This is a genomic window from Vibrio chanodichtyis (assembly GCF_028863985.1).
Taxonomy (GTDB): Bacteria; Pseudomonadota; Gammaproteobacteria; order Enterobacterales; family Vibrionaceae; genus Vibrio; species Vibrio chanodichtyis.
In genome coordinates this window covers 1-25,568 of record NZ_JARBFT010000010.1, presented here as the reverse complement: position 1 = coordinate 25,568, position 25,568 = coordinate 1, and the positions used below count along the sequence as shown (strand labels likewise).

General features: G+C 45.3%; 24 protein-coding genes. 8 read left to right on the top strand and 16 right to left on the bottom strand.

Features of this window, described 5'->3' with window-relative positions; genetic code table 11:
* Positions 1-28: 28 nt before the first annotated feature.
* From napA to napF, 3 genes are all read right to left on the bottom strand, one after another.
* Positions 29-2,518 carry a periplasmic nitrate reductase subunit alpha gene (napA, locus tag PUN32_RS10545; protein ID WP_274723069.1) on the bottom strand — a complete coding sequence of 830 codons (2,490 nt, stop codon included), beginning with the start codon at positions 2,516-2,518 and terminating at the stop codon, positions 29-31.
* Between the two features lie 106 nt (positions 2,519-2,624).
* Entirely contained in the window at positions 2,625-2,903 is a 279-nt protein-coding gene (locus tag PUN32_RS10540; protein WP_274723068.1) for a chaperone NapD, read from the bottom strand.
* A 26-nt stretch (positions 2,904-2,929) separates the two neighbouring features.
* A complete protein-coding gene (napF, locus tag PUN32_RS10535) occupies positions 2,930-3,439 on the bottom strand; it encodes a ferredoxin-type protein NapF (RefSeq protein WP_274723067.1) in 510 nt (169 codons plus the stop codon).
* 207 nt (positions 3,440-3,646) lie between these two features.
* On the opposite strand from napF, the gene narQ reads away from it, so the two are divergent.
* Together narQ and PUN32_RS10525 are read left to right on the top strand one after the other, a co-directional pair.
* Positions 3,647-5,356 carry a nitrate/nitrite two-component system sensor histidine kinase NarQ gene (gene narQ, locus PUN32_RS10530; protein ID WP_274723066.1) on the top strand — a complete coding sequence of 570 codons (1,710 nt, stop codon included), beginning with the start codon at positions 3,647-3,649 and terminating at the stop codon, positions 5,354-5,356.
* A 51-nt stretch (positions 5,357-5,407) separates the two neighbouring features.
* A complete protein-coding gene (locus tag PUN32_RS10525) occupies positions 5,408-6,031 on the top strand; it encodes a response regulator (protein WP_274723065.1) in 624 nt (207 codons plus the stop codon).
* Between the two features lie 149 nt (positions 6,032-6,180).
* Here the strand turns inward: PUN32_RS10525 and PUN32_RS10520 are convergent, their stop codons facing one another.
* Complete coding sequence (locus tag PUN32_RS10520; RefSeq protein WP_274723064.1) at positions 6,181-7,947, bottom strand: methyl-accepting chemotaxis protein; 1,767 nt, start codon at positions 7,945-7,947, stop codon at positions 6,181-6,183.
* 145 nt (positions 7,948-8,092) lie between these two features.
* On the opposite strand from PUN32_RS10520, the gene PUN32_RS10515 reads away from it, so the two are divergent.
* The gene (locus PUN32_RS10515; RefSeq protein ID WP_274723063.1) at positions 8,093-8,758 is read left to right on the top strand and encodes a beta-phosphoglucomutase family hydrolase; all 666 of its coding nucleotides are present in this window, start codon (positions 8,093-8,095) and stop codon (positions 8,756-8,758) included.
* Between the two features lie 108 nt (positions 8,759-8,866).
* Here PUN32_RS10515 and PUN32_RS10510 read toward each other — a convergent pair whose 3' ends face one another.
* Positions 8,867-9,340, bottom strand: a complete 474-nt coding sequence (locus PUN32_RS10510) for an FKBP-type peptidyl-prolyl cis-trans isomerase (RefSeq protein WP_274723062.1) — start codon at positions 9,338-9,340, stop codon at positions 8,867-8,869.
* Between the two features lie 260 nt (positions 9,341-9,600).
* Between PUN32_RS10510 and PUN32_RS10505 the strand changes: the two genes are divergently transcribed.
* The gene (locus PUN32_RS10505) at positions 9,601-10,215 is read left to right on the top strand and encodes an OmpA family protein (RefSeq protein WP_274723061.1); all 615 of its coding nucleotides are present in this window, start codon (positions 9,601-9,603) and stop codon (positions 10,213-10,215) included.
* A 171-nt stretch (positions 10,216-10,386) separates the two neighbouring features.
* On the opposite strand, the gene glpD is transcribed toward PUN32_RS10505, so the two are convergent.
* Entirely contained in the window at positions 10,387-11,925 is a 1,539-nt protein-coding gene (gene glpD, locus PUN32_RS10500; RefSeq protein ID WP_274723060.1) for a glycerol-3-phosphate dehydrogenase, read from the bottom strand.
* Between the two features lie 343 nt (positions 11,926-12,268).
* Here glpD and PUN32_RS10495 point away from each other — a divergent pair, with 343 nt between their 5' ends.
* From PUN32_RS10495 to PUN32_RS10485, 3 genes are all read left to right on the top strand, one after another.
* Positions 12,269-13,189, top strand: coding sequence for an aminoimidazole riboside kinase (locus PUN32_RS10495; protein WP_274723059.1), 921 nt, complete (start codon positions 12,269-12,271; stop codon positions 13,187-13,189).
* A gap of 319 nt (positions 13,190-13,508) precedes the next feature.
* Positions 13,509-14,873 (top strand): carbohydrate porin, encoded by a 1,365-nt coding sequence (locus PUN32_RS10490; protein WP_274723058.1) that lies wholly within the window; start codon positions 13,509-13,511, stop codon positions 14,871-14,873.
* A gap of 215 nt (positions 14,874-15,088) precedes the next feature.
* Positions 15,089-16,129: an AbrB family transcriptional regulator gene (locus tag PUN32_RS10485; RefSeq protein WP_274723057.1), complete on the top strand. Its 1,041-nt coding sequence runs from the start codon at positions 15,089-15,091 to the stop codon at positions 16,127-16,129.
* Positions 16,130-16,190: 61 nt separating this feature from the next.
* Here PUN32_RS10485 and PUN32_RS10480 read toward each other — a convergent pair whose 3' ends face one another.
* From PUN32_RS10480 to srlA (PUN32_RS10440), 9 genes are all read right to left on the bottom strand, one after another.
* A complete protein-coding gene (locus tag PUN32_RS10480; RefSeq protein WP_274723056.1) occupies positions 16,191-16,550 on the bottom strand; it encodes a PTS glucitol/sorbitol transporter subunit IIA in 360 nt (119 codons plus the stop codon).
* Between the two features lie 8 nt (positions 16,551-16,558).
* Positions 16,559-17,539: a PTS glucitol/sorbitol transporter subunit IIB gene (gene srlE / locus PUN32_RS10475; protein WP_274723055.1), complete on the bottom strand. Its 981-nt coding sequence runs from the start codon at positions 17,537-17,539 to the stop codon at positions 16,559-16,561.
* Positions 17,539-18,102 (bottom strand): PTS glucitol/sorbitol transporter subunit IIC, encoded by a 564-nt coding sequence (gene srlA, locus PUN32_RS10470; protein ID WP_274723054.1) that lies wholly within the window; start codon positions 18,100-18,102, stop codon positions 17,539-17,541. The genes srlE (PUN32_RS10475) and srlA (PUN32_RS10470) overlap by 1 nt, the downstream gene beginning before the upstream one ends.
* Positions 18,103-18,224: 122 nt before the next feature.
* A complete protein-coding gene (gene srlR, locus PUN32_RS10465; RefSeq protein WP_274723053.1) occupies positions 18,225-19,007 on the bottom strand; it encodes a glucitol operon DNA-binding transcriptional repressor SrlR in 783 nt (260 codons plus the stop codon).
* A 72-nt stretch (positions 19,008-19,079) separates the two neighbouring features.
* Entirely contained in the window at positions 19,080-19,436 is a 357-nt protein-coding gene (locus tag PUN32_RS10460) for a transcriptional regulator GutM (protein WP_274723052.1), read from the bottom strand.
* A 295-nt stretch (positions 19,437-19,731) separates the two neighbouring features.
* Complete coding sequence (gene srlD / locus PUN32_RS10455) at positions 19,732-20,508, bottom strand: sorbitol-6-phosphate dehydrogenase (protein WP_274723051.1); 777 nt, start codon at positions 20,506-20,508, stop codon at positions 19,732-19,734.
* Positions 20,509-20,542: 34 nt separating this feature from the next.
* On the bottom strand, positions 20,543-20,899 hold the full coding sequence (locus PUN32_RS10450; RefSeq protein ID WP_274723050.1) for a PTS glucitol/sorbitol transporter subunit IIA: 357 nt from the start codon (positions 20,897-20,899) through the stop codon (positions 20,543-20,545).
* 10 nt (positions 20,900-20,909) lie between these two features.
* Positions 20,910-21,920, bottom strand: a complete 1,011-nt coding sequence (srlE, locus tag PUN32_RS10445) for a PTS glucitol/sorbitol transporter subunit IIB (protein WP_274723049.1) — start codon at positions 21,918-21,920, stop codon at positions 20,910-20,912.
* A gap of 13 nt (positions 21,921-21,933) precedes the next feature.
* On the bottom strand, positions 21,934-22,482 hold the full coding sequence (gene srlA, locus PUN32_RS10440; protein ID WP_274723048.1) for a PTS glucitol/sorbitol transporter subunit IIC: 549 nt from the start codon (positions 22,480-22,482) through the stop codon (positions 21,934-21,936).
* Positions 22,483-22,762: 280 nt separating this feature from the next.
* Here srlA (PUN32_RS10440) and PUN32_RS10435 point away from each other — a divergent pair, with 280 nt between their 5' ends.
* Positions 22,763-23,764, top strand: a complete 1,002-nt coding sequence (locus PUN32_RS10435) for a KpsF/GutQ family sugar-phosphate isomerase (RefSeq protein WP_274723047.1) — start codon at positions 22,763-22,765, stop codon at positions 23,762-23,764.
* Between the two features lie 361 nt (positions 23,765-24,125).
* Here the strand turns inward: PUN32_RS10435 and PUN32_RS10430 are convergent.
* On the bottom strand, positions 24,126-25,568 hold a 1,443-nt coding region (locus PUN32_RS10430; RefSeq protein ID WP_274723046.1), incomplete at its 5' end, for a transketolase family protein.

The following is a 25,568-nucleotide window of genomic DNA, read 5'->3' as shown; positions in this document are numbered from 1 at the left end:
GCTGACGAGCAGCCCAGTACAATCAGGGTTACGCGACTTTAGTGATTTTCACCGGGCACTTTTTGAAGTCAGTTTGCTTCGAAAGTGGATCGGTCGCATCGAGGATCAACTTGTTGATCAAAATGCGTGCATCAAAGAAAGGCACGAACACTAAGCCTTTAGGCGGCTTGTTACGGCCACGGGTTTCAACGCGAACTCGCACTTCACCACGTGAGTTAGACATCAGCACTTCATCACCGCGGCGTAAACCACGAGCTTGCGCATCTTCGTGGTGCATATAACACAATGCATCCGGTACGGCTTTGTACAGCTCAGGCACACGACGAGTCATGGTGCCAGTATGCCAGTGTTCCAGAACCCGTCCGGTACACAGCCACAGGTCATATTCTGCGTTTGGTACTTCTGGTGGAGCTTCGTAAGGGGATGAAATGATCCACGCTTTACCATCTGGCTTACCGTAGAAATCCCAGCCTGAACCCGCTTTAGCGTAAGGATCCAAACCTTCTTTAAAGCGCCATTTGGTCTCTTTACCATCGACCACTGGCCAACGTAGACCACGAACTTGGTGGTAAACATCGTAAGGGGCTAAATCATGGGCATGACCGCGGCCGAACGAGGCATACTCTTCAAATAAGCCTTTTTGAATGTAGAAGCCAAAGTGATGGGCATCATCGTTCAGTTCACGCGCTTCGCTGAGTGGGAATTTATCCACTTGACCATTTTTGAACAAGACATCAAACAGAGTTTTGCCACGCCATTGTGGGGCTTTCGCCAGCAACTCTTCTGGCCACACTTCTTCAACTTTGAAGCGTTTTGAAAACTCAATCACTTGCCATGAATCTGAACGTGCTTCGCCGACGGTTTTCACTTGTTGGTACCAAGCTTGGGTACGACGCTCTGCGTTACCGTAAACCCCTTCTTTTTCTACCCACATCGCGGTTGGCAGGATCAGGTCCGCCGCTTGCGCAGTGACGGTTGGGTAAGGATCTGAGACGACGATGAAGTTTTCAGGGTTACGATAACCCGGTAAACGCTCTTCGTTGATGTTCGGACCGGCTTGCATGTTGTTGTTACATTGTACCCAGTAACAGTTCAGCACCCCATCTTTGAGCATGCGATCTTGTTGTACCGCGTGGAAGCCCGGTTTATCAGGAATAGTGCCTTCTGGCAGTTGCCAAATTTTTTCGGCAATCGCACGGTGTTTCGGGTTGGCCACCACCATATCCGCAGGTAAACGGTGTGAGAAAGTCCCCACTTCACGAGCGGTACCACAAGCCGATGGCTGACCAGTCAGTGAAAATGGACTGTTACCCGGAGTAGCAATTTTACCGGTTAGCAAATGTAGGTTGTAGACCAAGCTTTGCATCCAAACTCCACGAGTATGTTGGTTCATACCCATAGTCCACAGTGACATCACTTTGGTATTTGGATCGGCATACTGTTTCGCCAATGCGATCAGTTTATCTGGCGCAACACCTGAAATTTCAGCGGCTTTTTCAACCGTGTACGCGGCAACCGATTTTTTGTACTGCTCAAATGAAATATCGCTAACGCTGTCGACGTTGGGATTCTTCGCTTGTTTTTGCAGTGGGTGCTCATCACGCAAACCGTAACCGATATCGGTGGTCGCTTGTTTGAAATGGGTGTGTTTGTTGACAAAATCCCAGTTCACCGCATTGTTTTGAATGATGTAGTTGGCGATGAAGTTGGCGATCGCAAGATCCGATTGCGGGTGGAAAATGTAGCCGTGATCCGCCAATTCAAACGAGCGATGGTAATAAGTCGACAATACGTTGACTTTGACGTGCGGGTGGCTCAAGCGACGATCAGTGATCCGCGTCCAAAGCACTGGGTGCATTTCCGCCATGTTTGAACCCCACAGCACGAAAGCGTCGGCGTGTTCAAAGTCATCATAGCAGCCCATTGGTTCATCAATACCAAAGGTACGCATAAAGCCTACTACCGCAGAAGCCATACAGTGGCGCGCATTCGGGTCAATGTTATTGCTGCGGAAACCGGCTTTCATCAGTTTTACTGCTGAGTAGCCTTCCATCACCGTCCATTGACCAGAGCCGAACATCCCAATGCTGGATGGGCCTTTGGCTTTGAGTGACGCTTTCCATTTTTCTGCCATCACATCAAAAGCGGTGTCCCAAGAGACAGGGGTAAAATCGCCGTCTTTATGATATTGACCATCTTTCATACGCAGCAGTGGCGTCTTGAGACGATCTTGGCCATACATGATTTTAGACAGGAAGTAACCTTTGATACAGTTCAGGCCTTTGTTTACCGGAGCTTCCGGGTCACCTTGGGTGGCAACAACGCGACCATTTTGGGTTCCGACGAGTACAGAGCAACCAGTACCACAAAAACGACAAGGCGCTTTGTCCCAATGAATAGCAGTTTGATCGGAACTTGCGATCAAATTAGCGGCAGAAGCGGGGAGGGTGATCCCTGCAACCGCTGCGGCGGAGGCAGCTGCATTTGCTTTCACAAACGCACGTCTGGTCATTTTCATACATTACCTCGAGTTGAGAAAAGGCATTTCTAGTGTGTAATTATTGCTTGCCACTTGATTGTCACCCACCCTTAGGGTAGGTGAGCGCGTATTTCAAGTGGCAGGGTTATAGTTCATCTTCTTCTGCGCTTTCTACTTGGTGAAATACCAAAAAAGCGTTCAGCACATTAGGAAGATGATTGATGTGTTCAATGGTTTCGGTGATGAAGCCTTGGCGTTCAGTTTCCACCACCACGACGAGTTTTCCTTGCGGGTCCTCGCCGTAAATTTCGACATCAGCCAGTTGGCTAATTTGTTGTTTTACGGTGGCGAGATGCTCTGGCAAAGTGTGGATCACTAAGCTTGAAATGTGGATTTCATGCAGTGAATTTAAAGGTTGTGACATCTTGCTCTCCAATTTTGCCTCGCGGTTTAAGCGATATTCTTAGTATAGTCAACGGCAGTATAGTAGACGGCGATTGCGCTGCTTGGACAAACGGCAACACAAGCACCACAACCGGAACAGTTTGGTTGATTGACCTGTGGCGTCGCTGTGCGTCCAAGTTGTAAAGCAAACTGGATCGCCTCGGCAGGACAAGCATCCTGACAAGAACGGCACTCCACTTGGTTATGCGCCAGACACTGGCTGGCAATTTGAGCGCTGGCTTGCCAAGGTGCGGCACTTTGCGGCAGAAAAATCGGTTCCGGACAGCTTTGGGCACATTGATAACAGAAAGTGCATTCATCTAGCGAAAAATCGATGCTGGGAAAGCCACCATCGCCGGTTTTGATGATCTGGGTTTCACACGCTTGGAGGCATTTACCACAGCGAGTACAGTCATCAATAAATGCTGATGGGTTGGCTATCCAAGGCAATCTGACTTGGCTTGGCGGCGTTTGCTGGCCAGCGGTAAACCAGCGTCGTTTGCTTAAATCGACCATTGTTTCCCCCCGCGCGCTCACAACCAACCCTATTTCCATACACAAATTGTAGTTTTTAACCTATTTGTATAAATACCTCTTAGGAGGTAATTAGGCGGGGCGGTTGTTTTGGATCAATAAATCTACCTACTCATTTCGGATAGTGTAGCCCCAAATCGGATAATGTTGGCGCAAAGAGGTGGCTGCTTAGTGAGTGATGAGAGAGAAATGGCGTTGTCGAGTTCGGTACCCAAATCATTAACGCGTACCATGGCGAAAGCTATGCTGCTGATCCTATTCTTATCCGCCTTGACCACAGGGGTGGCGATTGTCACGTTGGCTTCGTCACTGAATGATGCCGAAGCGGTCAACGTTTCTGGCTCGATGCGCATGCAAAGTTATCGACTGGCGTATGATATTCAAGCCCAATCGAAAGATTACCAAGCACACATTTATCTGTTTGAGCATTCACTGTATTCACCTTCGATGTTGGCACTGTTGCATTGGACGGTACCGAGCGATATTCAGCGTGATTATTACCAATTGATCGACCGTTGGCATCAGCTCAAAAAAGTGCTCAATAGTGAAAATAAAGTGCAATATTTTGATGAAGTGGCCCCTTTTGTCAGTTTGGTGGATAGCTTTGTGCTTAAGCTGCAACGCTTTTCTGAACGTAAGCTGATTGCCTTGGCTGCGGTCGGCAGTTTTGGTCTTGGTGGGATTTTCGCCGTCTCGCTGTTTGTGGTGTATTACATTCGTGAAGAGGTGGTCAAACCGTTAAATGCGCTGGTGGCCGCCAGTGAAAAAATCAAAAATCGCACCTTTGATGTCGCCTTAGACGAAACCAGCAGCACCGAAATGGGCATCCTCACGCGTACTTTTAACAGCATGGCTGGTGATCTCGGTAATTTGTATCGTGGACTAGAACATGCGGTGAATGAAAAAACCCATAAACTACAAGCCGCGAATCAAACCTTACAAGTGTTGTACCACTCATCGCAAGAGTTGACCGCTTCACGGATCACCGCGAGTAATTTCCAAAATATTTTGCGTCACTGGGTAGCAGTGGATGGGATCTGTGCTCTACGCTTAGAAATTGATGACCAAGCTGGTAAGTCTTTGATTTTAGAGGAAGGCAAGCCAAGTGGCGGATTGATGCTGCAAACCCCACTCACTTTAGATGGACAGCATCTGGGGTTGTTATATTGGGATGCCAGTGCGCCGGGGCCCGATCGTGCATTGATTGATAATTTCGCGCAGATTTTGTCACGCGCAATATACTACAACCAAGCGCAGCGCCAAGCCGAACAGTTGCTTTTGATGGAAGAACGCGCCACTATCGCGCGCGAATTGCATGATTCACTTGCGCAATCGCTATCTTATTTGAAAATTCAGCTCACCTTGCTGAAGCGTTCGGTGATGTCACTGCCTGCCGAAGCCAATTTGAGCAAAGCGGAAACCATCATTGGCGATATCGACCAAGGTTTATCGGATGCTTATACCCAATTGCGCGAGTTACTGACCACTTTTCGTCTCACCTTAAGTGAAGGCAGTTTTGGGCAGTCATTGCAGAGTATGTTGACTCAGATTGCGGCACAAACCGAGGCTAATATTGAACTGAATAATGCCTTGTCATCGATGGATCTCGATGCCCATCAACAAGTGCATTTAGTGCAGTTGATCCGTGAAGCCACGATTAACGCCATTAAACATGCTAAGGCCAGCACGATTAAGATTAATTGCCAAGAGCAAGCCGGGGAGGTGCTGGTCACGATTGAAGATGACGGGATCGGTTTTGATCCACAAGGTCACAAGCTTAACCATTATGGGATGAGCATTATGCAAGAGCGTGCAGCCCGTTTAGGTGGCACGTTACAGGTTGACTCTGCACCGGGTAAAGGGTGCAAGGTGAGGCTGACTTATGCCCAAGCCACTTGAGACACCAGGATCAGATCGGGTGATAACCATTGAACGAGGAGATACAGAATAATGAGCTATAAGGTTCTTTTGGTGGATGATCACCCATTGATGCGCCGCGGCATTCATCAATTACTCAATTTTGAAGCGGAATTCGACGTCGTGGCCGAAGCAAGTAATGGCGCCGAAGCGATTGCGCTGGCACACGATTTGCGACCGGATTTGATCTTGCTTGATTTGAATATGAAGGGCATGTCCGGTTTAGATACGCTTACCGCACTGCGTATGGATGAGTGTGATGCCTATGTGGTGATCTTAACGGTTTCCGATAGTGCGGCGGATATTGAAGCGCTGGTTAAGGCGGGGGCGGACGGTTATTTGCTCAAAGATACTGAACCGGATCAATTGATCGCCCTGCTTAAACAAGCGTTGCAAGGGGATAAAGCTTACAGTGAGGCGGTGACACGCTATTTGCTGAATCGTGGAGAGGTACGCAATCCTTTTGCCACATTGACGGAACGCGAAATGCAGATCATGTCGGAAGTGGCGAAAGGATTTCGTAATCGAGAGATCGCTGAGCGTCTGTTTATCTCAGAATCGACCGTGAAAGTGCATATGAAAAGTTTACTGAAAAAGCTGGATGTACCTTCACGCACTGCCGCCACGATTGTCTATTTGGAGCATTATTCTAACTGATCGCATCTTTGCTCCGTTGTGGGTAATAGCAATAGAGGCGATATGTTCAACTAGAAGAATTACGGCTCGATTATTCCGCGGTTTGATTAACTCACGAAGGCTCAAGCAGAGCCTTCGCGCAGGCTTAAGTGATACGCTGGTGCCTTTACTTATTGATTTCGATTAGTATGAAACTCGGCAACCGTTTCATCCATTTCATGGGCTTGGCGAGAAACCATGTCCACCTCAACTAGGCAGTGCTGTGCCGAATGCATATTGTTGTCAGAAATGGTATTCAGTTCGGTGATCGATTGACTGACGTGATCCATCACACAACCTTGCTCTTCAATTGCCGCTGCAATCCGCTGCGAGTTATCTTGAATAGTGTTCATATCAAAAATAATTTGCTGCAAGCTTTCATCAAGTTGACGTGATGCACTGAGCGTCTCTTGCCCTTGATGATTACACTGTACAATCTCTTCGACCACTTGGCTCATCTGAGACTGAATATCCGACACCACTCGGGTGATCTCTTCGGTGGATTGATGGGTACGAGTGGCCAGTGAACGTACTTCATCAGCCACCACGGCGAATCCACGTCCTTGTTCACCGGCACGCGCAGCTTCAATCGCAGCGTTGAGCGCCAGCAAATTGGTTTGCTCGGCAATGCCCTGAATAATGCTGACCGCACCTCCAATTTTTTCCACTAAGGTGTTCAGTGAACCAATCGAGATTTGGCTTTTCTGCAGAGTTGATGAGAGTAGATCGATGTTTTTCACTGTGGTGACGACTACGCTGCGCCCATGTTCGGCATTGTGAGTGGCTTGGTTGACGCCATCGACCGCAATATTGGTGCTTTGCGAAATTTCACTGATGGTGGAGACCATCTGTTGTACCGAGGTTGCCATTAACGCAATATGTTCCGACTGGACATTAAACTGTGTAATTACCTGCTCAAGTTCGTTATGCATGCTCGAAGTGCTGGTATACAACTGATGAGATTTAGTTTGTGAGCCGCTGATCAATTGCTCAAATTTATCCAGTAGTCCATTGAAGTAACGGGCGACCGCAGTTAATTCATCTTGACCAGTCAGTTTGGCACGCAGAGAAATATCATTGGTTTGGGCAATGCGCTGGATCACAGCGAGTAGCTGGGTGATCTGTAAGTTAATCGAGCGGCTAATTTGGTAAATCACCAACAAAATGGCGAACACTACGCCAACCGTGACCGTGATTTGAACCGTTTTCATGGTGTGCTGTTTTTGCTCAACCGCTTGGCTCAACATGGTTGAGAAGTTTTTAAAGCGCTCTTCTACCGCATGAGACTTGGCTCGTGCTTGGCCAAGTAAACCTTGATTGTAGGTTAAACCAATCACCTTTTTTTGGGCTACGACGGCTTGTGCGGCATTGATGAGCTGAGGATATTGGTTAAATGCGTTGCTGGTGATGGTACCGTCCAGCAGTTGTTGATGAAAATCGTGCAGGGCTAAGCGCGCATCGGTTGATAGCTGCTGTTGAGTGTGGTTGAACGCTTGATAGTAGCTGTGCCATAAACCACGTTGTTGATCTAAACCTAGAGTTTGATAAGCATTGACCAATTGTTCAAAACTGCGTTTGTATTCGAGTAAATCACTGCGTAGCGCGTTAGAATCCCCAAGCTGATACTTGAACATGACCGCATCGAGATCACTTTGTAGAGCGAGAAAAAGGTCACTATTTTTCTGGAAAGTTTCGAGATATTTTGCATCACTGCGCAGCAGAAAGTCTTTTTCGTTACGTCTTAAATTGAGTAATCGGACTTCGAGTTTATCGACTTGGTTGACGGCTCGATTAAGCTCATCGTTGGTGGTGGCGAATTGTGAGGTAGTAAAAAAAATCGCAATCGATCCTAAAATGGCTATGATGGCCAAACTATACAGCTTATTTTTAATATTCATGGTATTACCTAGTTATTATTTTACTTAACAGACTGTTGCAAGCGTAAATGAATGTCTGAATCTAAACTGCGCTGCAGTGTACTGGTAATAAGCAAACGATCAATAGCTTAGAAGCTTATCCGATTCGGTTTTCTATGAATTATTAATGACAAATTCCTTATTAAGCGTGGGAGATAACGTGATTAGTATCAATTTTAATCAGTACCATGGCTTCATCTTTGATATGGATGGAACTCTTCTTGATACCATGCCGGCGCATATAGCCGCTTGGCAAGCCACTGCTGAGCAGTTTGACTTTCCCTTTGATGCCGCGTGGCTTTATGGCTTAGGAGGCATGCCTAGTGCAAAAATTGTTAAGCAGATCAATCACAAATTAAATATGACGCTGGATCCTGAGCAGGTGGCGGCTTATAAGATGGCGCAGTTTGCTAAGTTGGGTTTGCAAGCGGATCTGATCCCTGCTACCTATCAGCTATTGTGTCAGTGGCATGGTCAGAAAAAGATGGCGATTGGCACAGGCAGTCAACGAGCAAGTGCGCTGGGTTTACTCACTCGTGCCCAAGTCGTGGATAAATTTGATGTGATTGTCAGTGCGAGCGATGTCACTGAGCATAAACCGCATCCCGAAACCTTTTTGAGTGCCTGTGAGCAGATGGGATTACAGCCTAAGCAGTGTCTGGTGTTTGAGGATACTCAGCTAGGTATGCAAGCGGCGCATGCTGGAGGGATGGATTGTGTATTGGTCAGCGAGCAAGGATTGGCGTTTTATCCTGCTGCGGCTCAGCCAGCTTCAGCGGTGAGGATTATTTAGCGCCAAAAAAAGCTGCCGCGGCAGCTTTTTCTATTCTATGGATGGCGTATTAAATGGATTGCTCGGTTCAGCGCGAGATCCAATCTGTTTGCGGCAAACTCAGCGAATTTATTCAATCGCCAGCAGTTCAACCTCAAAAATTAATACGGCAGAAGGTGGGATAGGGCCAGTGCCACTTTTGCCATAGCCTAGATTGCTTGGCACATAAAAGCGTGTTTTTTCGCCGACCACCATCAGTTGTACACCCTCTTGCCAACCTTTGATCACTTGGTTCAACCCAAAGCTGATCGGTTCTCCGCGTGCTACTGAACTATCAAACACCGTACCATCGATTAATTCACCGTGGTAATGCACTTTTACCCGATTTTTCGGCCCCGGATGCTCGGTTCCGTTGCCCGCTTGCAATACCTGGTACTGCAAGCCACTATCGGTGGTGATCACATCTTCACGTTGGCCATTTTCGGTCAGAAAATGTTGTCCAGCCGCAAAATTAGCATCGGCCGCTTTATGGTTAGTCCAAGTGCGATAAATCATAAAGCCAGCGAGTAGAAAAACAACTAAGGGAATAATAATTTTCGACATAAAACGTTTAACGTCCTTTAACAGCAATATTGCCTTGCGACTTGAAGCGCTTGCGCTCAAGTAATCAAGAGAGTTGATCCGCTTGAAATCACAGACCGGATTCCGTGAGTCGCTGTCCATACGGAAATGAACAACCAGCCACATTCTAACCATGGATTATGTGATGGCAAGCTAGCGCTGGGTAAATTGTTATTGATCAGCAATAAAGTTTTACCAAATGCGCCGATACTATATAAGAGATCAACAACTGAGTATGGGATATGAAATTCTGGATTTGCTGCATGACATTATGCTTGGCGGGATGTGGTTCACTGGCAACCGATCGTATGCTCAGTAACAATTTGTTGGATGTTGCGCCGCAAAGTGATGCGGATGTGCGTCATCCAGAGTGGGGCTATGCCACCAAGAAGAGTGTGGTCGCACTGCCGCACAACATACCGCAACCACAACCGAATCGCTATATGCTGATCCAGCAATATTTGCTCACGAGCGGTATTGAGCATGAATTTATTGCCGGCGCTCACCCCACGATAAAGTTAAAACAAACCGTCAAGTTTGCCACTGGATCGGCTCAGCTTTCCAGTCAATCTCTACAATGGTTAGATCGCGTCGCGCGCTTTTTATCCACTCAAAATGGAATTGAAGTGGTGTTAGAAGGCCACGCTGATAGCACCGGCACAGAGCGATTTAACGATACCCTGTCACAAAGAAGAGCCAATGCGGTGAAAAATGCGCTGATCCAGCGTCAGGTGGCGCAAAATACCATTTATACCCGCGGCTTTGGCGAGCATGTGCCTGCGTGTAGCAATAACACGCAGACTGGTCGTGCCTGTAACCGCCGAGTTGAAGTGCGTTTTATCTTAGCTGGACAATAAGTTGAGTATTGCAGTACTAAAACAGACACTCAAACCATTCAAAATGATCTGAAAAAGTGGGGGTTAACATGGTTACCCCATCTTTTGAGTGTCTTGATCAATAAAATTCACACCATTACTTTCTTCAAGAGTAAGCACTTCAAGAGTATAGCTATTCAAGGCTATGGCTATTTAAACCGCTTGTTGGGCAATCCGCTGATTGAGCTCTCTTTGCTGCAAATAGCTTTCCACTTTGATCATTAACGCATGATCATGATTCAAGCCAAGTTTGCTTCTGCGCCAGAAAATATCGCTCGCCTGCCGAGCAAACTCTTGCTCACACAAATAGTCGATTTCTTTTTGATACAGCTCATCACTAAAAGCCATCCCGAGATCATCGATCGCGGTGACGCCCATTAACAGTTGCCGGGTACGGCTGCCATAACTGCGTAGCCAGCGTGCGATTAAAGGTTCGGCAATAAATGGAAACTCAGTGAGTAGCTGATTTTTTAACGTGAGATGATCAAAACCTTCACCGCCGGGCAATGAGGCATTAGCGGTCCATGGCGCACCCATCTGTGGCAGGAAAGGGGCAAGTTGGGCCATTGCTGCTTCAGCAAGTTTACGATAAGTGGTCAGCTTGCCACCAAAAATGGACAGCAATGGTGCTTGATCGTCTGGGTGATCCAGCGCCAACGTGTAGTCTCTGGTTATCGCCTGTGGGGAATTGGATTCATCATCACACAGTGGCCGCACTCCGCTAAACTCCGCAATAATATCAGAGCGTGTGATTTGATGGATAAAATGCTTATTCACAATCGCAATCAAATAATCACGTTCAGCATCGGTGATGGCGACTTGTCGCGGATCTCCGTGGTATTCCACATCGGTGGTGCCGATCATCGAATATTGTTCAAGATAAGGGATCACGAACACAATTCGCTTATCCTCATTTTGCAAAATATAGGCTTGCGGCTCAGCGTGAATGCGCGGCACGATAATATGTGAGCCTTGAATTAAGCGAATGCCATAAGGCGAATTGAGCTGGGCATGGTGATGTAAAAATTGTTTGACCCAAGGACCGGTTGCATTGACTAATGCATGGCTACGGCGCTCAAAGCGTTGCTTGGTTTGCTCATCAAACAGCGTCACGTGCCATAACTTACCCACGCGTTGGGCTTTTTCTACCGTGCAGTAATTGAGCACTTCACCGCCTTGTTCATGGGCTTGCAGTGCATTGAGCAGTACCAAGCGCGCATCATCGACCCAACAATCGGAATATTCAAAACCCACCGCCATTTCCGGTTTGGTGATGGTTCCCGCTTTAAGCGCCACTTTATGGCTGGCGGGCAGTGAAGTTCGTTTGCTTAAGTGATCATAAAGAAATAACCCGGCACGGATCATCCAAGCTGGGCGCAAGAAAGGTCGGTGCGGCAGACGAAAACGCATTGGCGTGACAATGTGTGGGGCTTTATTGAGTAGCACTTCGCGTTCGGCCAGTGCTTCACTGACTAAGCGAAATTCATAATGTTCTAAATAGCGTAGACCGCCATGCACCAACTTCGAGCTCGCCGAAGAGGTGGCGCTGGCAAAATCTTTTGCTTCATATAAACCGACTTTGAGTCCGCGTCCGCTGGCATCGGCGGCGATACCAGCACCATTGATGCCACCACCGACAATAATCAGGTCGAGCACTTCATTGGAGGTGAAACGTGTTGAGCGACTATTCATGGTTATCTCCGCATTATTTATTTTCGTTTTTTGCTCTTTAATGTTCGTATGAAAACATTAAAGCACACGAGTGCGCAATATTTCTACTATGAAATTTGATCTTGATCAGAAATGAATCAAGAGTCGATGCTTGATGAGTCGATCAGCAAAGGAGTCATCGAAAGGGTGAACATTCGATAGGTATCGTTCCCAATAAAGTAAAGTGGAAATGCGCGACAAATTGCCAATCTTTATCTGAGCTCACAAATTTCATCAATTTCTGGATCGTTTTTAGTGTCGCTAGTGTTGCCGCTGAAACGCTTTAGTTAGACTTCAATCCAACAATCATTTCAGGAGTAGTTTGATGTCTAAAGTATGGTTAACCGGTGATGCAGTGGTGGATTTGATCCCCGATGGAGATCAGCATTATTTAAAATGTCCCGGTGGTGCACCGGCTAATGTTGCGGTCGCGATTGCACGGCTGGGTGGTGAGTGTGCTTTTTTTGGTCGTGTCGGGAACGATCCCTTTGGTCGTTTTATGCAGCAGACCTTGATCGAACAGCAGGTCGATTGTCAGTACTTAGCTTTTGATCCTGAGCGACGCACTTCGACCGTGCTGGTGGATCTGGATGAGCATGGCGAGCGCAGCTTTACCTTTATGGTTAAGCCGAGTGCCGATCAGTTTCTTCAGCCGAGTGATATTCCGCGCTTTGAATCCGGCCAATGGTTACATGTCTGTTCGATCGCGTTGGCCAATCAACCCAGTCGCAGCAGCACCTTGAGTGCCATTCAACAAATGAAACAAGCTGGGGGTTACATCAGTTTTGATCCTAATTTACGTGAAGAAGTGTGGGCGCAGCCAAGCGAGCTAAGAGCGGTAGTGATGGAGGCGGTGCGTTTGGCGGATGTGGTCAAATTTTCAGCCGATGAGCTGCAATATTTAACCGAAACCGATTCGATTGAAGAGGGATTAAAGGCACTTGAGCAGTACCAGATCCCATTAGTGGTGGTGACGCTTGGCGCGCAAGGCGCATTAGTGGTCACCCCGGACGGGCAGCAGATGGTGGCCGGTAAAGTGGTTAAGCCGCTAGATACGACCGGAGCTGGTGATGCTTTTGTCGGCGGGCTGCTTTATCACTTGTCAGTGGCCAAAGATTGGCAGCATCCGGCGCTGATTGTAGAGGCGGTGACAGCGGCCAATGGCTGCGGCGCATTGGCAACCACTCAAAAAGGTGCGATGACGGCCTTGCCAACTCAAGCTGCGCTAAAGCTTTTCTTAGCATAACGCGAGAAAGCATCAGTGGTGGTTGGAGCGAGTGGTTGGAGAGTTCAAATTTACAGCATCAACAAATAACGTGATGAAGTTATGAATTCTCCATTATTTTCGGGATCGTTCCCGTTTGCTTGTGTATAGTGAGTGAGCTGAGAGATTAAGCCAAAGTAATCGGTCTTTGCCAGTGAAGACAATCGCCGAATTATTTTTTGCTTAGCAGTCAAAGATTTTAGCATTGCGCCTCTTTCGAGGTTTCTTCGCACATATTGGTCATATTATTGGGAACGTTTGCAGGTTCTGGTGATAATTCAATAAGTCATGGAGATACAAAATGAAAAAACACTTAATCGCAATCACGTTGGCCAATCTATTTTTAGTCTCACACGCTGCGTATGCCAATACAGATCTCGCTGCTTTAGAAGCGCGGATCCAGCAACTTGAGCAAGCGGCGGCTGAGCGTCCAACTGCATCGGCCGCCGATTCATCTTTTGAATTTCATGGTTATGCACGAGCAGGTTTGCTGACCAACAGTGATCTCAATGGTGCGGTTGGAACCGGGCCTTATATGACCGAGGCAGGAGCGTTAGGCGCACCGGTTGGTCGATTGGGGCTAGAGGATGATAATTACTTAGAAGCCAACTTGATCCATAAACGTCAGATGCAAAATGGCTCTAGCGCGCTATTTAAAATCATGTTGGCCGACAGTACCGAAACCAGTAATGAATGGACTGCCGATGAGAGCAAGCTCAATGTGCGTCAAATGTATGCGGAATTAGCCAACTTACCTTCATTCAGCGGCGCTTTTGCGGAGAGTACGCTGTGGGCGGGTAAACGTTTCGATCGTGATAATTTTGACATTCATTTCTTCGATTCCGACATCGTGTTTCTTTCTGGAACTGGGGCCGGGATTTATGATGTTAAATTAGCCGATCAATGGCAGGCCAATTTCTCGATTTATGGGCGCGATTTTGGGCAAATTGATAGCTCAGACACTGAAATTGAAAACTATATCGTGACCATGAATAACCGTTTTGGCCCTTGGCAATTGATGCTCAGTGGCATGCATGCCGCCGATAACGCGAAACGTAGCGATAGCGTGAGCAAAACGGCTGATAGTGGCGTACATGCTTTGTTGGCTTACCATGCGCAGAGTTTCTTTGGCCTCAATGAAGGCTCATCTCAATATGGTTTATTAGTTGGTGAAGGTTTAGGGGCCGAGCTGAAAGGCATTGGCTCTAATGGCGAATTGTACAACGATGCGTTTGCGACCCGAGCTTTTGCTTCTGGGGTGACGTATTTGGCCGAGGGCTGGCGCGTAGCCCCAGCACTAATGGCCGAATACAGCCAAGATCGCTTGAAGAAAAATGATGAGTTTTTCTGGGCATCGCTGAATGTGCGTTTAGCCCAAGAGATGACCGAAAACTTTGAATTAGTTTATGAGGCTTCCTACCAATATATGGATCTGGATAATAGCCAAACGCAAGCCAAAGGCAGTTTTTATAAAGCGACCTTTGCGCCAACATTTAAACTGGCGACATCGGCAGGATTTTTTGATCGACCAGAGCTGCGCTTTGCGGTCAGTTATGTGGATTGGAGCGATAAGTTAGATAACTACGCGATCGACTCAAGCAGTGGCCAAACCATGGGATCTGGCGGCGAAGCTATCTTTGCACTGCAAATGGAAACTTGGTTCTAACGATTATCCCATCGTTTTGCCAATAAAACTCGACGCCACTCGTTTCACCGCGAGTGGCGTTGTTGTTTGTAAAATGGTTGTCTGACAATGTTTATCAGGCAATGGCCGCGCGACAACACGGCTGCCAATAAGCCAGTACAGTGTTGTTGATTGCGACTGCAAAGCGTAAGATTCGGATCTGTGATGTTACGCTATCTACCTGAAAGGAAAGCAAGATGTTCGAAAGAGCTTGTTTTACTCTCGTTATCCAAATTCTGTTGATTGCCGCTCTTGCCTCTGGGCTGGGGAGCCTGCTTGCGATCCCGTTATCGGAAATGTTTATTGCCGCCGCTATAGTGATTGTGCTGCATAAAAAGCGCTGGCTGAGCATGCAAACGCCACGCTGGTTATTATTGGTGGTGCAAATTGTGCTTGGCATCAGCGTCGGTACAACCATCAGTTTGACTGAGCTGGGTGCGAGTTTAACTCTGCCGCTGCTGATTGGCCTGTTATGTTGTTTAACCCTGCAAATCAGCATGAGCTATTTGTGGCTCACCAAAAAAGAAGGTTGGACGCCGTTTGAATCGCTACTCGGCGCAGTGCCGGGTGCTATGGCGGCGATTTTAGTTATCAGCGAATCAAACCAAAAACCGTCCACCAAAGTGGTTTATGCTCATTCAATCCGGCTGATGATCCTCACTTTGCTCGCACTACTGATCTCCAACCATGTGCCGGATAGCGCCGCTATTACCAACAACGTGACGCTTTACGCTTGGCTGATTTTCTTGGCTCTGGCGCTGTTCAGTTTGCTACTCGGTAAAGCCTCTACCTTACTCGGCATTCCCGCCCCCTACATGTTGGCGGCGCTACTGGTCACCGCCAGCTTTAATAGCTTATCCATCACTATGGAAATGCAACTGCCGAAATGGATGGTGCTGTTCGCTACCGCCTTACTGGGTATTTTGATTGGCTCACGAATTGCCGATAGTACATGGCGCGAAGCCATGGCATATGCTCGCGCTGGGGTGATGGTCACGATGATCGGCCTGTTGGTGGCGGTTAGCGTATCTGGCATTTTTTCGATTCTGCTCGATAAATCATGGGTGGTACTGCTGCTTGCTTGGATCCCCGGCAGTGTTGAAGCCATGACCGCCGTCGCCTTACTGCTCGGCATGGAACCCGCATTTGTAATGATCAACCACGCCCTGCGCTTATTGTTGCTCTATTCACTGCCCGCGATGCTGAAAAAGCAGTTGGAGGAGTTGAGGGGGAGATGATGGGGATTTGCTGCTAGTTTAGAATTGCTCATAGACGCTTCGATGTTACGTCTGATTCATATCAACCAAATACAATTTCATCCCCCTCATGTATTGAATTTGGGCGATGTCCTATCACGTGAATAGTCCCTGGTTGCTCTGGCTCCATTTGCCCATCAAACTTTATCGTTATATGACCTAAATTGGTTAAGTTTTGATTTGCTGCACTCCCTACTGCTGTGACGATGAAGTCTTTCTCTGCAATAAGTAATGTGCTTTGATTTGTGATCATACCAGAATATAAACCTTGATCATGAATAAAACAGTAGTCTTTTACTTCTTCAGGTGCAGTTTGATTAAACAAAATGATCATGTTTTCTTCTAACGCTTCAGTCGCGAGCATACCTATCTCAGTGATTTTTGCTTTGAACTGCAAAGTCATCGTCGGACCTACTGATATATAAACATGGATACAAACCATGCGAATAATACTGTTGGAGCACCTGTTATAAATCGGGAATACAACACAGAAGGTACACCGACTTCTACGGTTTCCTGCTTAGCATCGGCTAGCCCTAAACCTACAGGAATAAAGTCGCAAGCGGCTTGTGAATTGATAGCAAACAGCGCTGGGAGAGCCAAGTGAGGAGGTATGGTTCCTATACCTATCTGTACTCCAATCAGAACACCAATGACTTGAGCGATCACGGCTCCTGGGCCTAAAAACGGAGAAAATAACGGAAATGAACAAATCAGAGCTAAAACGATCAAGCCTATAGGGTTTGACGAGAGAGGAGTAAGCAATTTGGCGACTAAATCACCAAGGCCTGACGCCAAAATTACGCCAATCAACATCGAAACAAATGCCATAAATGGCAAAATAGTTTTTAGCACAGTGTCTATGGTATCCCGGCCCGCTTGGTAAAACGTAGACATGATATTGCCCATCGACATGCCAACTTTAGCAATGATGCTAGCACTTTGTTCGCTTAATTTTTTATCTGTTTCGTAAGTTAGCGGATGGTTTTCGTTGATTTTTCGATTTTTTGGTTCACTTACGTTTTCATGTTCCACGATGCTGATGCAAGATTCATCTACGGAAGAAGCATAGATCCCCTCATGAATGAATTGGGCAAGGGGGCCTGATTTTCCGGTCGCGTGAATATTTAGGGTATACAAATTTTTTTTGGGGTATAAACCACAACGCAGAGTGCCACCACAATCAATAACGACTAAGGCAATATCTTCATCTGCAATTATGTTTTTAAAACCATCTACAGGTTCAAGACCTGTCAGTTGGCTAATGTAGTCGACAACCTTAGGCTTTATCCCTCCAGTGACATACAGTATTTTTTTTCCTGAGATTATTGGTATATAAAGGGGGCCACCCCATCCCTGATTACCCACAACTACGGTTAACGTACGTTTCATCACTTTCTACCATCTAATGAAAAACTAACTTGGTCAGACAATATTTTTCCTTGCTGTTTAGACACCATTACCGTAGTAAAATCAGTTATCCAACCTCTGAAAAAATTTGAAACTAGCCCGACTAATAGATAGCCTATTGCCAAAGGAGCTAAAGATAAACCCATTTGAGTCAAGCCACTTGCTATACCGAGATAGATAAACAACTCACCTGGGTTAACATGAGGAAATATACCGTTCATAGAATGGCAACTATAAGAAGCTGAAGCATAATAAGATGGTTTATAACGTTCTGGGAGAAACTTGCCGAGGCTTAGATTCATTGGGTTGCAGAAGACAAATGTGCCAATTACAGGAAGAATTAAGTATCTAGAGATAGGATTAGTAGCACATTTTGCCGCCAGTTTTTCAATTCGATGCTGGCCAATAAAGCAGATTAATGAATTCATGGCAATCAGCAGACATATCAACACTGGGAGAACTTCCGTAACCATACTTACAAGGACTTCACCACCTTTTTCAAACAGTCCTAAAAACCACTCAGCACTTAAAGTAAAATACTCCATAACGCCCACCTGAATATAAATATAACAGTTGGGCTATTTTGATACATAACGACAGGCTAAACACAATCAGTGTGTTGAAATGTGATTTCAATCATCAAAGAAAATTTTCAAATTAAAAAATCCTATACTTGATAAACCGTAATTCCTTTGCTTTTCAATCCGTCTAAATGTTCTGCGGATAGATCTGTGTCAGTGACGACAATATCAACCAGATCTAGGGGAACAACAACATTTGGGCTTCTTCGACCAAACTTTGAGGAGTCTAGTACAACAATAATTTGTTTGGCAGATTTACACATCGCTTGGCTAACTTGATAAGCTTCGTTGTAAGTCGTGGAACCTTGAGTTAAATCAAAACCGTCAGCCCCAATAAAAAGTTTATCAAATGTAAAATGACTAAAGGCTCTTTCCGCTAAACTTCCATGAAACGAAGCTGAACGTTTTCTGTAAGTCCCTCCAGGCATAATCACCGTATGTTCTGAGTTTAGTTCGTTCATGGCATGAACAATATCTAGACTATTTGTCATTAAAGTCAATGACATGATTTTATCAAGCTTCGGGACCATTTGTAGTGTAGTACTACCACAATCTAGGATTATGGAGTCTCCATCTCGAACTAACTGAGCCGCTTTGTCTGCAATTCGGATTTTTTTATCTAGATTTAACGTTTTCTTTTCATCCATAGCAATTTCTTCAGAAGTGCTGATGGTAGCACCACTGCTGGAAACGGCTTCTGCACTTCCGTAGCGTCTTGCCACAATGCCTTTTTCTTCTAACGCTCTTAGATCACTTCTAATCGTGGCTCCAGATGTCTGGAAAATAGAGGCAAGATCGTTTACTGCTGTTTTGCCATTCTTTCGAAGGTAAGAAACCAACTGACTTTGTCTGCTATCAATACTCATCATAAAATCTACCGATACATTTGAGGTTATTCTACACCAGATTAGTATCATGTTGAATATAATTTGAAAGTTATGTCATTCAGTTTGAAAGGCAACGTTAAGTGCTTCCTTAATTCCGTTATTAAGCCCATCCATAGTCTGTTTACTAAGCGGATATGTGTAACCAATCACTTCGGTTAGTGTTTTAGGCCGTGCAAAAACAGTGATTCCATGAAGTACCTTAGCATCAATAATGGTGCCGTTTTCTGCTTCAACTAAAACGACAATTGTTCTTGCCTTCAACCGATTTTTAGTTCGACCGATCTTTACTTTACCTTTTCTAGCCATCGATTGAATCATTTTATTAAAGGCGCGTATTTGGAAAAAACTCATTGCTATTTGCGTAACCCAAGCAACAATTGCTATGCTGATGAACAAAGAAATAGAATCCATAGATTACCTCAAAGTGATAGCCAAAGTGCATTAGCTAATGGAAGATAAGAAATAAATCGTGATAGTTTGTGAGTGCCACAATTTTCATAGTGATGGTGTACTTTTACTGATTTTCATTTTTTTCTTTGATTTTTGGTGTGAACTTCATATAGTTCAAAAACAATCTTGTCCACCAGGTCATAATAAAAAATATTATAATAGCAAAAATTATACCCATAAAATCCCCCTGACTACGAAATAATTTATAGGGGCTTTGCAGCCCCTATAATACTTGTGCAGTTAGCTAAATTCGCAATTAAAACATCACTTGGCCGCCAGTAATGTTGATCGATTGGCCTGTACAGTATTTAGCACCATCACTGATATAGAATTTGAGAACATTCAATACGTCGTCATAGCCACAGCCTGCTTTTAGAGGTACTTTGTCAATGTAATGTTGCATGACTTCATGTTCTTTTAGTCCTAATTTTTTAGCATATTGCGGAATTAAGCTTTGGAACATTGGAGATTCTAGAAGATTCCCTAGCATTAAACTATTTACGGTAATTTTGTCATCGGCTAAGTCAAGTGCAATCGACTGGGTTAAACCTACCCCGCCAAATTTCGCTGAACTATAACCAGCGTTATGTTTACTGCCCACTTTTCCTGATTTGCTGTTGATCTGAATAATGCGCCCACCATTACCTTGTTGAACCATGTGTCGAGCAGCTTCACGAGCACATAGGAAGTACCCGTTTAAGTTAACATTCACGTTAAAATTAAAATCTTGTAGTGTAAAATCGGTAATTTTAGTGGCTTTTGCTACACCAGCGCTATAAACCAAAATATCAATACTACCTAGCTGATCTTTGATGATTTTAAATGCATCGGCAACACTTTGCTCATTAGTGGCATCTACTCCAACACCGGCAGAGATGTTTTCTCCTTGTAATGTGCAGATTTCATCAGCTACTTTTGTTGCATTTTGAACATTTAAGTCAGCAACACCCACTTTGTATCCTGCCTCTGCAAGGCCTTTACAAAGATACTTACCCAGAGTTTGACCGCCACCAATAACGACTGCTGTTTTCATAACGAATCTCCTAAAATGTGAAGGTGCTAGCACCTCAAATAAAGCTAATAATTGAACCAACTCTCAATGAATAGGGTTGTGTACCGGCTAAATGAAGGCTACCAACGAAGTCGGCTTCGTTTGATGAATCAAAACGCAATGTAATATGTCCCAAATTGCCTAAATTTTGATTAACACCACCACCAACAGCGGTTATTGGATAAGTATTGCCATCGATAACCACTTCACCACCAACAGAAATTTCACCTTTCAATTGATCATGAGTGTGCACAAAACAGTACTGCGCGGCATCGGCTGGCACTGACTGGTTGAATAAAATCAACATATCGTCTTCAAGTGCTTCTAACGCACACTCACCAACTTTAATAATTTCAATACTATACAAGCTCATCTTCTGGCCCTTAGTTGTAAATGAACATTGATGCAAACCATGCCAACAACACTGTTGGTGCACCGGTTAAGAAACGTCCATAAAGGACAGATGGAACGCCCACACGCACTGTTTCTGGTTTCGCTTCAGCGAGTCCTAGACCTACCGGAATAAAGTCACAAGCAGCTTGAGCATTGATCGCAAATAGAGCAGGTAGGGCTAATTGTGGTGGAATGTTACCCAAACCGATCTGAGTACCGATTAACACACCAATTACTTGAGCAATAACAGCACCAGGGCCCAAGAATGGTGACAAGAACGGGAATGAACAAATTAGAGCTAAGATGATTAGACCAACAGGATTAGTTGCAAGAGGCACTAACACGTGAGCTATTGTGTCTCCAATACCACTAGCCAATATCACACCGATGAGCATCGAAACGAATGCCATGAATGGAATGATTGTGGACATCACTGTATCAATCGTGTCACGACCTGCTTGAAAAAACACTGCCATAACATTACCCATAGCCATACCGATGCGAGCTAAAAGGCCATCAGATTGTTCGGTGAGTTTTTTAGTGATATCAATATCCCTAGTCATCACAGTCGCGCTGCTTGAGTCAATAGAAATCTCGGTAGCTGCAACAGTTGAAGTCCTCGTTGCAGCTTCAGAGGCATCAACCACGCTCACGCAATCAACGTTAACACTAGAAACATAGTTACTTTCATTTATGTATTTCGCCATTACGCCAGATTTACCTGTAGGCATAACATTCAGGGTCGGAACATTGTTTTTAGGGTACAGACCACAGCGCATTGAGCCACCACAGTCGATTACGGCTACAGCCATATCTGCATAATCACAACCGTCAGCGAATCCATCAACCGCTTCTAAGCCTGTCAATTCAACTAAACGGTCAACGAGTGCTGGTCTGGTTCCTCCTACCATGTACATGATTTTCTTATTTTTGGGGAAGTTGACGATCAGCTCTTTACCCCAACCACCTTTACCAGCTCTGATTTTTAATGTTGTAGTCATGTTCTCTTCCTCATTAACCGAAATGAACTTTGCGATCTAATTGAATCCCTTGCTGTTTTTCGACCATCATGGTGGTAAAGTCAGTCACCCAACCTCTAAAGAAGTTCGAAATCATACCTACAAATAAATACGCGACAGCCAGTGGTGCCAGAGGCAAACCTAACGTCGTGATACCACTTGCAATACCTAGATAGACAAATAGTTCGCCTGGGTTTACGTGTGGGAATAAACCGTTCATTGAGTGACAAGAGTATGAGCCTGCTGCGTAGTAGCTTGGTTTGTAACGTTCTGGCAAAAATTTTCCCAATGAAAGAGTCATCGGGTTACAAAAAATGAATGTACCGATAACGGGAAGAATCAAATAGCGAGACACTGGATTGCTTGCACATCTGCTCGCTAGTCTTTCAACTCGGTGTTCGCCAATAAATGAAATCAATGCATTCATTGCACAAAGTAAAGAAATGAGTAGTGGAAGAATGCCTGTCATCATGCCAAGCAAAGTTTCTCCGCCTTTTTGGAATAGTCCGATAAACCATTCTGCTCCTAAAATTATGGTATCCATTTTGTTTCACCTTTTTTGTTATTTGGTAGCGGCATTATGCATGCTGGCTTTCATACTAAAAGCGATCTAACTCACGAAATGAAAATCAAGTAAAAGTTAAATGAAAATTATGAAAGTTAATGGTGGCAAAAAAAGCCATTAACATTGCAATTAAAATCAATGCATTATAGTTTTCTGGTGGTTATTTTCTTCAAGTGAAATAAAAAACAGATAATTGAATTACTAAAAATAACCCGCTAGAGTGTTGGAGTGAAAGTGATTGATTGGCAAGTGAAACCTTATGACGAAAAAATGCTGCGAAATGAAAGTTGCTCATGCAATAGAAATGATGCGCTCTACAGCGCTCAGAATTGTGAAAGAGGAGTTGGCACAGGCGAATAAGATTGTTGATGTGATTGATAGTAACTTCACTGATGTCTGCCGTGCTATATGTGAATGTAAAGGTAAAATCATTGTTTCTGGGATCGGAAAATCAGGACATATAGGAAAAAAAATTGCGGCCACCTTTGCATCAACTGGAACTCCATCGTTTTTTGTTCATTTAGCTGAAGCCTTACATGGTGATTTAGGAATGGTTGAATCTGACGATATTATTATTTTTATTTCAAATTCTGGCGAAGCACCAGAATTCAAAGTAATGGCTCCTTTACTAACAAGAAAAATGGTAGAAACCATAGCTATAACTCAAAATCTTGATAGCTTCCTCGCCAAGCAATGTGCATATAGTTTATCGACTGCGGTTGATAAAGAAGCATGTCCACTAGGGTTAGCACCAAGTGCAAGTACCGTTAATACTTTGATCTTAGGAGATACTCTGGCTCTTACAATCATGACAATGAAAGGGTTTAGCAAGCATGATTTTGCCCTATCTCATCCTGCTGGGGCCTTAGGTAATAAATTATTACTTACGTTAGATCAATTACTCAGCGATAAACATCAACAAGCATTTTGTAACGCCGATACAAAAATAGCAGATGCGGTTGAGCTAATGTGTAACACTGGATTTGGATTGATTGCGATATTGTCGGACAACAAAGTTTCCGGTGTTTTTACTGATGGTGATCTACGTAGAGCTATTCATCGTCGCTATGACTTGATGTTACCGATTGGTAATGTAATGACGACAAGTTTCAAGTGCTCATATTCAGATCAACTATGCAGTAACATTCTGAAATACATGAATGAAAAATCAATAACTGCTTTACCTGTCATTCAGCGGGAAAGTGGCGTTTTTTTAGGTGTAATTAATGTAAATACCATCCACCAAGCAGGTATTTTATAGAAATTAAGACTCTAAATACGTGCTAATACAGGTCTTCCCCCAAAGCTCCTAAATACCTGTATTAGCCTTTTTATTAAATACGATAATGGAAGAAAACTATACCATCAATACGGGACACTAAAATAATTGATTTCCCAATCCATGTAGTTATCTGTGAAATGCTGAATTAGCAAAACCGCTATCAAAGAATTGTCCAATCGTGATTCAGCTTATATATCAAATGGCAACTTATGCATGGCTATCAATACACAGTTTTTTTCAAAAGAGTAATTAGCTATCCTCTAAAACAAAAATCCCGCCGCAGCGGGATTTTTTTATCATCGATTTTTCTTTGTTAAACAAAGAAAAGAATCGTTTTTAATTACGCCAGTAGTTCTTTCGCTTGCTGCACCACGTTTTCAGTGGTGAAGCCAAACAGTTTGAACAGTTGATCGGCGGGGGCTGATTCACCAAAGCTGGTCATACCGATGATGCGGCCATTTAAGCCGACATACTTGTACCAGAAGTCGGCAATCCCGGCTTCAATCGCAATACGCTGAGTCACGGCCGCGGGCAGTACGGCTTCACGGTAGGCTGCATCTTGTTTATCAAACGCATCGGTTGATGGCATGGATACTACGCGAACCGCTTTGCCTTCTGCGCTCAGTTGCTCGTAAGCCGCAACTGCGAGTTCCACTTCAGAGCCGGTCGCAATCAAAATCAGCTCAGGCTGGCCTGCGCAATCTTTGAGGATGTAACCGCCTTTGGCGATGTTCGCCACTTGCTCAGCGCTACGTGGTTGCTGCGCCAGGTTTTGACGCGAGAAAATCAGCGCCGATGGTGCATCTTTACGCTCAATCGCCAGTTTCCACGCTACAGCCGATTCGACTTGGTCACAAGGACGCCATGTACTCATGTTTGGCGTCAGACGCAGAGAAGCGATTTGCTCTACCGGCTGGTGAGTTGGGCCATCTTCACCGAGACCAATCGAGTCATGGGTGTAGACTTGGATGTTTTGCACTTTCATCAGTGCGGCCATGCGCATCGCGTTACGCGCGTATTCCATAAACATCAGGAAGGTCGCACCGTAAGGCACAAAGCCACCGTGCAGCGCGATACCGTTGATGATTGCGGTCATACCAAACTCACGCACACCATAGTGGATGTAGTTGCCTGAGAAATCTTCGCGGGTTAGTGACTTAGAGCCAGACCACATGGTGAGGTTAGATGGTGCAAGGTCAGCCGAGCCGCCCATAAATTCTGGCAGCAGTTTGCCGAACGCTTCTAGTGCATTTTGTGAAGCTTTACGCGATGCAATGTTGGCAGGGTTGGCTTGCAGGTTAGCGATAATCTCGCTAGTCGCAGCCTCCCAATTGGCTGGCAGCTCACCGGTGATACGGCGTTGGTATTCTGCCGCTTCGCTTGGGTAAGCTTTGGCGTAAGCGGCGAATTTCGCATCCCAAGCCGCTTCTTTGCTGGCGCCTGCGGCTTTGGCATCCCACTCGGCGTAGATGTCCGCTGGGATTTCAAATGGTGCGTATTGCCAACCTAAAAATTCACGGGCAGCTTTGATTTCATCGTTGCCCAGTGGCGCACCGTGACAATCGTGTGAGCCGGCTTTGTTTGGCGAGCCAAAACCGATGATGGTTTTGGTACAAATCAGGGTTGGGCGAGACGTGTCGGCTTTCGCCGCTTCAATTGCTGCGTTAATCGCTTCCGCATCGTGACCGTCAACCGCTGGGATGACCTGCCAGCCGTAGGCTTCAAAACGTTTTGGTGTGTCGTCTGAGAACCAGCCTTCCACGTGGCCGTCGATAGAAATACC